Below are 13,727 nucleotides of genomic sequence, written 5' to 3' on the forward strand. Positions count from 1 at the left end.
GAAAACCATCAATCAAAAGTTGATGGTTTTTTTATGAATATACCTTATCTTTGTTAAAATTTTGAAATTTAATAAATTGCTACTTTAATACCGCATATTCTGTTATGGTTTTTTCTTTAATTATACCCGTGTATAATCGTCCTGATGAAGTTGATGAACTTTTGGAAAGTCTCTCAAAATCTGATTATAATGAAGCTTTTGAAATTGTTCTTGTTGAAGATGGATCATCAATCCCGTGTAAAGATGTTGTAATGACTTATCAGGGAAAATTGAATATTTCATATTATTTTAAAGAAAATTCAGGGCCGGGTGATTCAAGAAATTTCGGAATGCAGAAGGCGAGAGGAGATTACTATATCATTTTTGATTCAGACTGTATTATTCCGCCCAATTATTTGACTGAAGTGCGAAAAGCACTTGATGCTGAATATGTAGATTGTTTTGGTGGGCCTGATAAAGCATTGGATAGTTTTTCAAACATTCAAAAAGCAATAAATTTTGCCATGACTTCTTTCCTTACTACTGGTGGAATTCGTGGAGGATCTGAAAAAATTAATAAATTCCAGCCAAGAAGTTTCAATATGGGAATTTCAAAAAGAGCTTTTTTGGCATCAAAAGGATTTGGTAATATTCACCCTGGAGAAGATCCGGATTTGTCTATACGTTTATGGAATTTAGGTTTCGAAACACGTTTGTTTTCAGAAGCTTATGTGTATCATAAGCGCAGAATTGACTGGGAGAAATTTTCAATACAAGTTCATAAATTCGGAATCGCTCGTCCGATATTAAATAGCTGGTATCCAGAGCATAACAAATTAACCTTTTTCTTTCCTACTTTCTTTATATTGGGATTATTATTAGCTTTTTTACTATTAATAATCAATTTTGATTTGTTGTTACAATTATATTTTGTATATTTCGTTATTATTTTTCTTACAGCTAGTATACAAAATAAGAGTATCAAAATTGGATATTTTTCTGTAATAGCAGTTTGGAAACAATTTTATGGTTACGGAACGGGATTTTTAGAATCGTTTGTAAAAATTATTCTTTTAAAGAAAAAACCGCAAGAGGCTTTTCCTCGTATGTTTTTTAAAATATAAGATGACAAAAATTATAGGCTTAACAGGCGGAATAGGTAGCGGTAAAACAACTGTTGCCGGTTATTTTAATGAAATGGGAGTTCCTGTTTACATTGCAGATGATGGAGCCAGAAACGTAATGAAGTCCGACAACGTAATAAAAAAAGTGAAAGAAGTTTTTGGAGAAGCACTTTTTGAAAATAATATTTTAAACAGAGCTAAACTGGCAGAAATTGTATTTAATGATGCCGATAAATTAGCGCAGTTAAACGGAATAGTTCATCCTGCAGTAAAAGAGGATTTTGAATTATGGTTAAAACAACATAAATCAAATCCATATGTAATATACGAAGCTGCAATTTTATTTGAAAGCGGTCGTTATAAAGACTGTGATCTGATTATAACAGTTACTGCCCCGGAAGAAATCAGAATAGAGAGAGTCTTAAAGCGAGATAATACCACAAAAGAACAAGTTTTAAGCAGAATGAAAATGCAATGGAAAGATGAAGATCGTATTTCCCGAAGTAATTTTATTATTAATAACGTTAATCTTAAAATTGCCAGAGAAGAAGTTGTTAAAATTCTTAAAATTTTAGATATAAAACAAAATCAGTCTTAAATGTTAATATTTGGTTAATGTATTATTTAGTATATTGTTAAAATATTAATTTTGTTTCGATGAATAAATTATTTTTTAGAATACTTGTTTTGCTTATGAGTTTGTCCTTAATAGGGATAATTCTGGTTCAGGTATTTTGGTTCAACTCCTCGTTCAAAAATAATGATGAACAATTTAAATACCACGTTACTCAGGTAATTGGAAATGTCGCTGACAAACTTGAACAACAAGAAGAATACAGTTTTTACGACAAATACAATCGAATTAAAGACAGCACTGGTAAAATTCCTAAAAAAGAAGATTTATTAGAAGTTCTTTATGTTCAAAGAAATACAAAAACAAACAAAACCATTGTATATTCTAATACACTGACTTCTGAAGATTATGATATAAGCGGTTCGCTTTTTAATAAAAAATTCAGTAGTGAGAGATTTAAGAACTTTAGCTCTAAACGAGTAACAGAAGTTTATAACAATAATAATAGTATTGATAATAATTCTTTAGGACAGACAATTATACCAGATTTAAGAATCGAAAAATCGGGTAGTCTTGATATTCTGAATAAAGTACAACAACAAATTCAGTACAAAGATATTGCATCATTAACTCCAATCGAGGGAAGAATTACAAAAGACAAACTCTTTAAACTATTAAAGAAAGAATTAGAAGAATATGGTGTGAAAACCAAATTTGAATATGGAGTTCTTAATAGTGGTTTGCCAACAAAAGTGAAGTCTGAAGGTTTTCATTATGATAAAGAAGCAAGTTATCACGTTCCTATATATACAGATAATGAAGGGAATAGTAAATATGAATTGTATATAACTTTCCCGCACAAAAAGAAGTTCTTACTGTCAGAATTATTGAGTATTACGATTTTATCAATAGTTTTTACATTAATTATAATAATAGCTTACACAAGTGCTTTGAACCAATTATTGCGTCAAAAACACATTTCTGAAATCAAAACCGATTTTATAAATAATATGACGCACGAGTTTAAAACTCCAATTGCGACAATAAATCTGGCACTAGATGCCATTAAGAATCCGAAGATTATAGAAGATAAAGAAAAGGTTTATCGATACCTTCAAATGATTCGAGATGAAAATAAGAGAATGCATGCGCAGGTTGAAAATGTACTCCGAATTTCTAAGTTAGAAAAACGAGAACTTGATATAACAAAAGAGCCAACAGCGATTCATGATATTATTGATGACGCTATTGAGCACGTAAATTTAATTTTGGAAGATCGACAAGGAAGTGTTGTTAAGCATTTTAATGCCGTGAGAACCACTTGTTTAATCAACGAAGTACACTTTACAAATGTTTTGGTTAATATTTTAGAAAACGCAATAAAATATTCGCCAGATATTCCTGAAATTGAAATTTTTACAGAAAATGTGAAAGACATGATTCTGATAAAAGTTAAAGATAATGGTCTTGGAATGAGTAAGGTAGCTCAGAAAAGAGTATTTGAGAAGTTTTACAGAGAGCATACAGGAGATTTGCACAATGTAAAAGGGCATGGTTTAGGCCTTGCATACGTAAAAAGAATAGTAGAAGACCATAATGGTCAAGTATATGTTGAAAGCGAAAAAGGAAAAGGTAGCACCTTTATAATAAAAATACCATTAATAAATTAAAATATGGAAAATAGTAACAAAAGAATACTTTTAGTAGAAGATGACCTAAATTTTGGGGCAGTTCTTAAAGATTATCTAATGTTAAATGACTTTGAAGTTACTTTAGCTAAAAACGGTATGGAAGGTTTCGAAAAGTTCAAAAAAGATGTGTATGATTTATGCATTCTGGATGTTATGATGCCTTATAAAGATGGTTATACTTTAGCTAAAGAAATTAGAGAGAAAAACAGTGAAGTGCCTATTATCTTCTTGACTGCAAAATCGATGAAAGAGGATGTGTTAAAAGGTTACAAAGCTGGAGCTGATGATTATTTGAACAAGCCTTTTGATTCAGAAGTTTTATTGATGAAAATTAAAGCTATTATTCAAAGAAAATCTGCAGATACAAAAGCAGAACAAGTACAATTTGAATTTAATATTGGTAAGTTTCACCTAAACTCAAAACTTAGATTCCTGACTTTCCAGGATGAAGAGCCAATTAAGTTGTCTCCAAAAGAAAATGAATTGCTTAAAATGTTAATTCTGCATGAAAATGATTTAATGCCAAGAGAATTAGCATTAACAAAAATCTGGAGAGATGACAACTATTTTACTTCAAGAAGTATGGACGTTTATATCGCAAAACTTAGAAAATATCTAAAAGCCGATGAAGATGTTGAAATTTTAAACATTCACGGAGAAGGATTCAGATTGGTTGTAAAAAGCAAAGTAACTGAATAATAATTCACCAAAAATATATAAGCTCTGAGAAATCAGAGCTTTTTTTATGACCTTATTTCAACGTAAGGAGAAATCTCTCATTATAATTGCATCAAAGATTAGAATTCTATGACCTGTCATTGTATGGAACGCGGATAAAACAGATTTGCTATCGCAAAAACGCAGATTAAAACGGATTTTAACCTCATTATTTGTGATTTCGAGTGAAGTGAGACTTGAGCTATTGAGAGCTGGGGAAGGAAATTTTCGCAAGTAGCCTCATATTTTTTTTTTTTTTTCAGACCGACTCATTAACCCTATTTTGTCATTTCGAACGAAGAGAGAAATCTTCGCAAGTAGCTCTACAAAGATTGATTTATTTCAAAGAAGAAACATCTATTTCGCCATTTCAATGACATAAAAACTTAAAATTTGTTCTTTATTTTAGACTAAAAAAGCAAAATATTTTATTGAGGTTATTCAATTCGTTTTCAGATATATACAAGCTATTTTTAAGCTTGATAAAATGGAAAGATTTTTTATTTTGATGAATTTTCTTTAAAATAATTTGGAAAATAGAAAAACAATTATGAATATTTGCAAACGAAAAAAATAATAACCCTTTAAAACGAAGAAAAAATGTTTGTACTTACATCGACATCTCAGAGCTTCACACCAAATAGATTTGGTGCAGCAATTCTTCGTGGCTTATTTCAATCTTAGAAATACATTTTTAGATATATAAAAAAGCCCGAAGACATTTAGTTTCGGGCTTTTTTTATTCTAGACACTTCAAATTTTCCCGAAAATCGATTTTTATTATTTATCCCGCGGGGTAAAATGTTAAGCCTTTTTGGCTATTAATTTAATGCACTATAATTTTTTATGGAAAATTATACGCTGGACGAGTATGCTTTATGTACACGTTTTAAGAGTAAAAAAAGAAAGAAAAGTGTAGTAAAAGAAGATTTTGAAAAACAATTAATTCAATTAAGAAAGCTTGAAATAGAACTTTGGAAAAAGCGTAGAGATTTACCATTAGTTCCCTTAGAAATTCCTTATCAGAAAGGCTGGCAACGCAATTTTAAATTAAGAGAAGATATTGCCAGATCAAGTGAAGCCTTATTTTACAGCGAATTATTGGAAAAAATAAATACATGGCAGTTCTCTCCTGAGAAATCTTTTAAGAGGAAGAAAAAAAGAAAAAGGAGAAATGTGTATGTAGAAAAATTCCAGACTGTAAAAGAGTTTTCAGAATGGGAATGGAAAAGTTTAAAGCTGGAATTGACGGAAAAAGAAAAAGCACATTTTTATAGAAGAGAACGTTGGTGCAGCAACTTTAAACGGTTTAAAATTCATTATGTATTCAATGAACCTTGGCGTTATGTACTTCGTGTCAGTCCATACATGATAACACATACCAAAATGGTCGATTCAGATTTAGAAAGTGAAATTCAGCTTCTCGATAATTACATTGTTAACAATCATCTGAGATATAAAATAAACAAATTAGTAGACGGTTTTTCTCATCGTTGGAGTTATTACGAAAATGAAAATCCAAAAGAGAAAAATCCAATTAAAAATATAAGTCTGCATGCTTTATATGGGCAATATGTAGACGAAATGATATAAAATCATGGGAAATAAATTATCTGGAAAAGACCTGATTAAGTTAGGTTTTCCAAAAAACAATTCAATAAATATCGCCTTAGGGCAGATCAACAGATATAGAAAAAGAGAAAAAAAAGAATCTATTCTAACAGAAGCAAAAGACGTGCTATTAAATCCTGAAAAATTTGAAGGTCACGGAACCTGGGGAAAAGTAGCTGAAGGTTTGATAAAACCCGTTCAGGTTAGAATGCATCAGCTTAAAACAACAAGAGCGCCTTTTACCATTTTTGGTGAAAATGAAATTGATCAACAAGCTAAATTTCAGTTGTATGATTCTTTAAAATTGCCAATTTCGGTTGCCGGAGCTTTAATGCCAGACGCACATTCTGGTTACGGATTGCCAATTGGCGGTGTTTTAGCTACTGATAATGCCGTAATTCCGTATGGAGTTGGTGTTGATATTGGATGTCGAATGAGCCTTTCCATTTTTGATTTGCCAGCTTCTCATTTTAAGGGAAGAGAGCATCAACTGGAAGCGATTTTAAAAGACAATACCAAGTTTGGAATGAATGAAGTACAATCTTCCAGAGTAGATCATGAAGTGTTTCATAAAAGTGAATTTCAGGATATTCCATTACTTAAGAATCTTTTACCAAAAGCTTACAAGCAATTGGGAAGTTCAGGTGGAGGAAACCATTTTGTAGAATTTGGAATAGCAAAAATTGATAATCCAGAGAACGAATGGAAATTAGAAAAAGGAGAATATTTTGCTGTTTTGTCACATAGCGGTTCCCGCGGATTAGGCGCAAACATTGCAAAACATTATACTTATTTAGCAACAAAACAATGTCCGCTACCTAAAAATGTACAGCATTTGGCATGGTTAGATTTAAATACGCACGATGGTCAGGAATATTGGTTGGCAATGAATTTAGCAGGAGAATATGCCAAAGCCTGTCACGATGATATTCATAGACGAATTGCAAAAGCAATTGGGAAAAGGGTAGTAGTAACGATAGAAAATCACCACAATTTTGCCTGGAAAGAAAAGGTAAACGATCAGGAATGCATTGTGCATAGAAAAGGTGCAACTCCGGCAGCAGTAGGTCAGCTTGGGATTATTCCGGGTTCAATGACCGCACCGGGTTTCATTGTAAAAGGAAAAGGAAATGCAGACAGTCTAAATTCGGCTTCGCATGGTGCCGGACGTTTGTTTTCTAGAGCGAAATGCAAAAGTACTTTTACACAAAGTGAAATTAAAAAGGTTCTAAAAGCAAATGATGTAACCTTGATTGGAGGAAATATTGACGAAGCGCCAATGGCTTATAAAGACATTACAAAAGTCATGGCAAATCAAACGGATCTTGTTGAAGTACTTGGAACTTTTACACCTAAGATTGTTAGAATGGATCGCTAAAAAGAAACTTACAATGGAAAGAATAATTCAGATAACAGCGGGGCGCGGTCCTGCAGAATGCACTTGGGTAGTTGCCCAAGTGCTTAAAAAAGTTTTGGAAGAAGCACAAGAACAAAACTTAGAAACGATATTGCTGCAAAGGGAAGCAGGAAGCGAGAACGGAACTGTTGAAACGGCATCAATTGGGATAAAGGGAAAAAATGCAGATCAGTTTGTGAATTCCTGGATTGGAACAATTCAGTGGATTGGTCAAAGTCAGTTTAGAAAAATGCATAAACGTAAAAACTGGTTTATTGGCATTTTTGAAGTTGAACAACAAAAGAATACTTCGTTTTCTGAAAATGAGATTCAGTATCAGGCGATGCGAAGTTCAGGCGCCGGCGGACAACACGTTAATAAAGTAAGTTCAGCCATTAGAGCGACACATATTCCAACAGGAATTTCAGTTGTTTCAATGGACAGCCGTTCACAGCATCAGAACAAAAAACTGGCAACAGAAAGATTAATTAAGAAACTGGAAGACGAGAAATTACTTCAGCTTAAAAATCATGTAGGGAAACAATGGGAAAATCAGCTCAATGTTGAGCGAGGAAACCCAATTAGAGTTTTTACCGGAAGTGATTTTAAAAAGAACAAAGTGGAGAAAAGTTACAAGGGAACTCGTCAGAAACTAAAAAACGATTTAAGGAATGAAAACAATTGATAAATACCTTTTTCAGGCACTGGATAGTTATCCGTATTCGCTTGAAGAAACAATAGAATCTTTAGATTACGCCTTTTCGTATGATGCAAAGAATACAATGGTTTTGTGTTTATACGGAAGAATTCAGGCAGAGCAATTACTCAATTATGAGGAAGCAAAAACTTATTTTCAGGAAGCATTAACGATTAATATTCATGCACTTGAAGTATATCCGTACTATTTGCAGACTCTGATTTTAAATGAAGATTTTGAAGAAGCTCAAAAATTAATTGATTTTGCTTTGACTATTAAGGGAATTAATAAAGCTGAAATTTTTGTAAAGAAAGCAATTCTTTTAGAAGTGCAGCATAAATTTAAAGAAGCTTTAAAAGAAATTAAACAGGCAAAATTACATACTATTCAGCATGATTATGATTCGGGAATTAGTGAAGTTGAAAAAAGAATCAAAGGTAAAATAGATTTGTTAGAAAAAAAGAAATCGAAAAAGTCTAACAAAGGTTCTAAAAAGAAACGGAAATGATTCTCACTAAAAACGATGCAACTTGCATCGTTTTTTATTTCCTGCAAGGTTTTCAAAACCTTGCAGGTATTTTTTTGTTGCAAAGAATGCAGTTTATGTTGTTGTTTAAATAGGTACCTACAAGGTTTTGAAAACCTTGCAGGAATTATTAGCAATTTATTTCCAGTGCAATTCTAAGGCAAAACAGTTTTTATCTCCTTTAGTAATGCTGAATGTTGTAGCTGATTGCTCTTCATTGTCACTTTCGTGAATAACAACTTGGTCGTTTAATGAAAGTTCTTTTAAGAAATTCATTTCAAAGCTTTTTACTTCTTGCTTTAAAATTTTTTTTGCATCAACGTGGTCGAGACACCATTCCAGATATTTTACATTATTGGCGTGATTTACAATGTCTAAATCGGATAAATAAACGGTTTTTTCGAAGACTGATTCTTTTTCAGAATCGATGTTAATTTTAGAAAAACCTTCAACTGTTGCTCTGTTATCAGGGAAAAGTTCGAAATGTTCATACGGTAAAGCCAGCGCTTCCGGACGACGCGCTTTGGTGTTAAAAACAGCCCAATAGGTTTCGCTTCCAACAATCTTTTTTCCGTTTACGTACATTTCAAGTGCACGAACAGAACGGGAGTTTTCAAGGCTGTTGATCCATGTTTTTACGGTAACAACATCCTGCCATTTTGGTAAAGCAGCTATTTCTACACGCATTCTGCTTAAAACCCATGCCTGATCAAATTCCTGCATGTCAGTAAAACTGATTCCACCAACTTCTGAATGTGCTGCTGCTGTTAATTGTAAAAGGTTGCACAAATCGGTATATTTTAAATATCCGGTTGATGTGCATTGTGTGAAATTAATTTCCCATTCTTTGCTTAAAACTGACGTGAAATTTGGAGATATTGGCATTTTAAAATTTTAATTTTTTAGAGAAAAGAAGCAAGAAGAAAGATTATTTTACTTGTTCTTTAATATAGTCTATAATTAGTTTTCTATCTAACGAATAATCAAACCATTTGGTATTTTCATTTCGTTTGAACCATGTTAATTGTCTTTTAGAAAATCTTCTGGTGTTCTTTTTGATTTCTTCAATGGCGAATGGCAACGTGAATTCTTCATCAAAATAACTAAATAATTCTCTATAACCAACGGTTTGCAATGCATTTAACTCTTTGTTGGGATAAAGTACTTCTGCTTCTTTTAGTAATCCCTCATTCATCATAATATCGACGCGCTGGTTGATTCGGTTGTAAATGATTTCTCTGTCGGCGTCCAGGCCTATTAAAATAGGGGTAAAGTTTCTGTTGTTTTTCTTTTGATTTAGAAAAGAAGAATAAGGTTTTTGCGCACCAATACAAACTTCTACAAAACGCATCATTCGCTGTGGGTTTTGTAGAGTCTGCGGATTTTCGAGCAGTATTTTTTGATAATAATCAGGATCAAGGTTTTTTAATTGTTCCTGAAGATATTCGATTCCGAGTTTTTCGTAGTTTGAATTTACTTCAGTGCGAACTTCAGGATTGATTTCAGGAAACTCGTCAAAGCCTTTTAAAATAGCATCTACATATAATCCTGAGCCACCAATAAGAATGACAAAATCATTATTTTGATAAAGTTCTTCAATTTTTGCTAAAGCTTCTTTTTCGTAATCACCAACGGTATAGTTTTCGAAAATCGATTTGTTTTGGATAAAATGATGTTTTGCCGCGTTTAACTCTTCCTGATTTGGTACTGCTGTTCCAATTGTCATTTCTTTAAAAAACTGACGGCTGTCGCAGGAAACTATTTCGCATTTAAAATGTTGTGCCAAAGCAATACTCAAGGCTGTTTTGCCTATGGCTGTTGGTCCGACAATGGTTATTAGGTATTTCATATTTTTTAGCCCAGATGGAAATGAAAACCCCGGACTTATGTTTGTTTGTTTTTTTTGGAATAAAAGAGCGACCAACGGAAGCTCCTTTTATGACTTTAAAAAACAACAAAGATAAGGAGGAGTTGTAATGTACAGCTGGAATGGCTTCATAAATTAATCATTAGGTAATGTTTTGCCACACTGATAACAATATTTGGCATTGTCAAAGTGAACTTGGGCATTGCATTTTGAACATGTTTTTTTGGTACTTATCGCACTGTTTCTTAAACTGGTTTTGGCAAATTCGGCAGTTACAATTCCGGTAGGAACTGCAATGATTCCGTAACCCATAATCATAACAAGTGATGCTAAAAACTGACCTAATGGTGTTGCAGGTGAAATGTCTCCGTAACCAACGGTCGTTAAAGTTACGATAGACCAGTAAATACCAACAGGAATGCTTGTAAAGCCACTTTCTTTGCCTTCTACAACATACATTAAAGCGCCAATTATTACTGCACTTATTATGACAAAGTAAATAAATACAAGTATTTTTTCTTTACTGGCTTGTAGTGCTTCTTTTAATTGGTAAGATTGATGTGATATTTGCGGAATATGTAAAATTTTGAATAATCTGAAAAAACGTAGCACACGAACTATTGTGAGGACATTTGTTGCAGGAAAAAATATGGAAAGGTACATTGGTAAAATCGCAAGAACGTCAATAATTCCGTAAAAACTAAAAATGTATTTTAAAGGTTTTTGGATTGAAATGATTCTTAAAATATATTCAATTGTAAAAAATATAGTAATAATCCATTCGCAGATCAATAGTTGGGAATGGTATTTTTGATTAATTCCTTCGACAGTGTCAAGCATTACTAAAAGTACGCTTAGCAAAATAAGACCTAAAAGAACCAAATCAAACATTCGTCCCAAAATTGTATTTGTTCCGTAGAGAATGATTTTAGTTTTTTCTCTGAAAATCTCGTATTTAGATTTGTTTTTTGTCATATCGCGAAGATACGTAAAGTTTATCGTATTAAAAATGCAGGATTTTTAATGATTTGGTTTTGCGCATGTAACTTTGAATGATGTTTTTTACATCACGATTATGCTGCATTGGTATTAGAATATTTTTAAGTATCTCGATATTGGTGATTTGATAATTCAGGTCGTAATACGCGTATCCTTTATAAATTCCGTTTTCGATTAAAATTGCGCTTCTTTCATTTACGTTGCGACCTCGGTCAAGTAAAATCATGCTTTTATTTTCCAGACTGTTATCAGAAATGAATTGTTGTACACGCAGATTATAGATTTCCGGAGTTACTTCGCCAATACACGCTCCATCGCATTCTTTTATTTTATATTGAAAACACTCTTTTTTTGTGGCATACAAACCTGTTAGTTTTTGACATAAATGGTATTTGGAAGTATGTCTGAAAAGTGCATTTTTGCCTTCTTGTAAACTAGAATAAGATGTAATTTCTTTTTTACGACCGTCGGCTTTTTCAAGTTTTAAATTGAGATAACCATTTGAGTCTTTTTCGGCATATAAAGCATATTGAAAAATAGTTTTTCGCTGTGCACGATTGTATCGCGGTTTGTTTATTTTAATTTCTTCACTTTCTTTCAAAAGTGCGATTAATTCGCTTCCGGTTTCATCATACGTTACAGTGAAAACTTCGGCCTGAATTTTTTTACTTTTATGAGTGATTCCGGTAAAATGTTGATTAACTCTCTTTTTTATATTTTGGCTTTTGCCAATGTAAATCAAGGTTCCGCTTTGATTATGAATATAATAAACGCCTGTTTTGGTTGGCATTTGATTTAGAATATCCAGAAATTTTGGCGCAATTCCTTTTTCGACTTCGAGTTTTATAAAATCTTTTACGATTGTTTTTTCCAAGTCTTTTTCTAAAAGCATTTTAAACAGCTTTGTAGTAGCCATTGCATCTCCGCTCGCGCGATGTCTGTCGGCCATCGGAATTCCCAATGCACGAACTAATTTTCCTAAACTATAAGAAGGTTGTTCTGGGATTAGTTTTTTGGCTAATTCTACGGTACACAATGTTTTGGCTTCAAAATCATAACCTAAACGTCTGAATTCGGTACGGAGAATTCTATAGTCAAAAGAGGCATTGTGAGCGACAATAACACAGTCTGAAGTAATTTCGATAATGCGTTTAGCAACTTCAAAAAACTTTGGTGCAGACTGCAACATAGCATTATTTATTCCGGTCAGTTTTACTACAAAAGGCTGAATCGGAATTTCGGGATTTACAAGACTAATGAATTGGTCAACTACCTCATGCCCATCAAATCTGTAGATGGCGATTTCGGTAATTCCTTCTTCATTAAATTGTCCTCCAGTGGTTTCTATGTCTAGTATCGCGTACATATTCAATGTCAATATCAATATCAAAAATCAATATCAAAATCAATGTCAAAAATCAATGGTATAAAATTGAAATTTGTTTTTGAGATTGTCATTGTTATTGCCATTGAATTATTTCTTATTTATTATCATTTTTGATGAAATTGCGATAAGCTGCTCAACTTCTATTAAAAGTTTATTCCTATTACCGTTATCTCCTTCTTTAATGTAATCTAAAATTTTTAATGAGTTTCCAGATTCTTTTAACTCTTTTACAACTAATGAAACTTTAAAAATAAAATCTTTACCAGTTATAGTTCCTTGTGCTTCTCCAAAATTTAGCAAAGCGCTTCCAGAAGACCTAATTAATTGATTTTTATAATACTCATTTTCAAATGTTTTTTCTAATTTTCTTAAAAAGAAGATACACTCTCCAGCAAAACGAACTAGTGGGTCTTCAAAATTGAATATTTTTTCCATTAATTATTTACGCTTTTAAAATTGATATTGACTTTTGCAATTGCAATTGACATTGAAATTATCTTCCGCCAAAAATGCTGCTTCCAATTCTAACCATTGTGCTTCCACATTCGATTGCCAATTGGTAATCTCCGGACATTCCCATAGAAATGGTGTTCAGTTCGCAGTTTTCAGCTTTCAGTGTTTTGATAGAATCAAAAATCGATTTTAAATGTGTAAATTCTTTTTTTATCTGGTTTTGATCTTCGGTAAAAGTGGCCATTCCCATTAAACCTAAGATACGAATATTTTTCAACTCTTTAAATTCTGCAGAAGTTAAAAGTTCGTTTAATTCATTTTCGTCCAAACCAAATTTAGATTCTTCTTCTGCAATGTAAATTTGAAGAAGACAATCTATTGTTCTGTTATTCTTTAAAGCTTGTTTATTAATTTCTTGTAATAATTTCAAACTATCAACACCATGAATTAAACTCACAAACGGTGCCATAAATTTAACTTTATTCGACTGAACATGACCAATCATATGCCATTGAATGTCTTTTGGCATTTGTTCCCATTTCTCCGTCATTTCCTGAATTTTATTTTCTCCAAAAATGCGTTGTCCGGTTTCGTAAGCCTGCATCAAATCTGAAACAGGTTTTGTTTTTGAAACGGCAACAAGAGTTACGTGTTCAGGTAAAGTTGCTTTGATGCTATTTAAATTCGATTGAATCGACATGATATT

14 protein-coding genes are annotated in these 13,727 nt (G+C 32.4%); 8 read left to right on the forward strand and 6 right to left on the reverse strand.

Translation table 11 applies throughout. The features are described from left to right. Positions 1-104: 104 nt before the first annotated feature. The 8 genes from KHA98_RS05545 to KHA98_RS05580 all read left to right on the forward strand — a co-directional run bounded on the left by KHA98_RS05545 (position 105) and on the right by KHA98_RS05580 (position 8,297). Positions 105-1,103: a glycosyltransferase gene (locus tag KHA98_RS05545; RefSeq protein ID WP_213256098.1), complete on the forward strand. Its 999-nt coding sequence runs from the start codon at positions 105-107 to the stop codon at positions 1,101-1,103. A gap of 1 nt (position 1,104) precedes the next feature. Beyond that, a complete protein-coding gene (gene coaE / locus KHA98_RS05550; RefSeq protein WP_213256100.1) occupies positions 1,105-1,701 on the forward strand; it encodes a dephospho-CoA kinase in 597 nt (198 codons plus the stop codon). Positions 1,702-1,760: 59 nt separating this feature from the next. Beyond that, positions 1,761-3,347, forward strand: coding sequence for a sensor histidine kinase (locus tag KHA98_RS05555; RefSeq protein ID WP_213256102.1), 1,587 nt, complete (start codon positions 1,761-1,763; stop codon positions 3,345-3,347). Between the two features lie 3 nt (positions 3,348-3,350). Beyond that, positions 3,351-4,067, forward strand: coding sequence for a response regulator transcription factor (locus KHA98_RS05560; RefSeq protein ID WP_213256104.1), 717 nt, complete (start codon positions 3,351-3,353; stop codon positions 4,065-4,067). An 864-nt stretch (positions 4,068-4,931) separates the two neighbouring features. Next, positions 4,932-5,678 carry a hypothetical protein gene (locus tag KHA98_RS05565; protein WP_213256106.1) on the forward strand — a complete coding sequence of 249 codons (747 nt, stop codon included), beginning with the start codon at positions 4,932-4,934 and terminating at the stop codon, positions 5,676-5,678. Between the two features lie 4 nt (positions 5,679-5,682). After that, on the forward strand, positions 5,683-7,074 hold the full coding sequence (locus tag KHA98_RS05570) for an RtcB family protein (RefSeq protein WP_213256108.1): 1,392 nt from the start codon (positions 5,683-5,685) through the stop codon (positions 7,072-7,074). Between the two features lie 13 nt (positions 7,075-7,087). Further along, positions 7,088-7,777 carry a peptide chain release factor H gene (gene prfH / locus KHA98_RS05575; protein WP_213256111.1) on the forward strand — a complete coding sequence of 230 codons (690 nt, stop codon included), beginning with the start codon at positions 7,088-7,090 and terminating at the stop codon, positions 7,775-7,777. Then, a complete protein-coding gene (locus KHA98_RS05580; protein ID WP_213256113.1) occupies positions 7,764-8,297 on the forward strand; it encodes a hypothetical protein in 534 nt (177 codons plus the stop codon). Before prfH ends, KHA98_RS05580 begins: the two co-directional genes overlap by 14 nt. A 156-nt stretch (positions 8,298-8,453) precedes the next feature. On the opposite strand, the gene KHA98_RS05585 is transcribed toward KHA98_RS05580, so the two are convergent. The 6 genes from KHA98_RS05585 to KHA98_RS05610 all read right to left on the reverse strand — a co-directional run bounded on the left by KHA98_RS05585 (position 8,454) and on the right by KHA98_RS05610 (position 13,721). Beyond that, on the reverse strand, positions 8,454-9,200 hold the full coding sequence (locus KHA98_RS05585; RefSeq protein WP_213256115.1) for an acyl-[acyl-carrier-protein] thioesterase: 747 nt from the start codon (positions 9,198-9,200) through the stop codon (positions 8,454-8,456). Between the two features lie 43 nt (positions 9,201-9,243). Next, entirely contained in the window at positions 9,244-10,164 is a 921-nt protein-coding gene (gene miaA / locus KHA98_RS05590; RefSeq protein ID WP_213256117.1) for a tRNA (adenosine(37)-N6)-dimethylallyltransferase MiaA, read from the reverse strand. Positions 10,165-10,317: 153 nt separating this feature from the next. Further along, the gene (locus KHA98_RS05595) at positions 10,318-11,157 is read right to left on the reverse strand and encodes an ion transporter (protein WP_213256119.1); all 840 of its coding nucleotides are present in this window, start codon (positions 11,155-11,157) and stop codon (positions 10,318-10,320) included. 28 nt (positions 11,158-11,185) lie between these two features. Continuing rightward, entirely contained in the window at positions 11,186-12,547 is a 1,362-nt protein-coding gene (locus tag KHA98_RS05600) for an exonuclease domain-containing protein (protein ID WP_213256121.1), read from the reverse strand. A 108-nt stretch (positions 12,548-12,655) separates the two neighbouring features. Further along, the gene (locus tag KHA98_RS05605) at positions 12,656-13,003 is read right to left on the reverse strand and encodes a four helix bundle protein (RefSeq protein ID WP_213256123.1); all 348 of its coding nucleotides are present in this window, start codon (positions 13,001-13,003) and stop codon (positions 12,656-12,658) included. A 58-nt stretch (positions 13,004-13,061) separates the two neighbouring features. Beyond that, entirely contained in the window at positions 13,062-13,721 is a 660-nt protein-coding gene (locus tag KHA98_RS05610) for a YggS family pyridoxal phosphate-dependent enzyme (RefSeq protein ID WP_213256125.1), read from the reverse strand. Between the last annotated feature and the right edge of the window lie 6 nt (positions 13,722-13,727).

This window comes from Flavobacterium branchiicola, assembly GCF_018383905.1.
Lineage (GTDB): Bacteria > Bacteroidota > Bacteroidia > Flavobacteriales > Flavobacteriaceae > Flavobacterium > Flavobacterium branchiicola.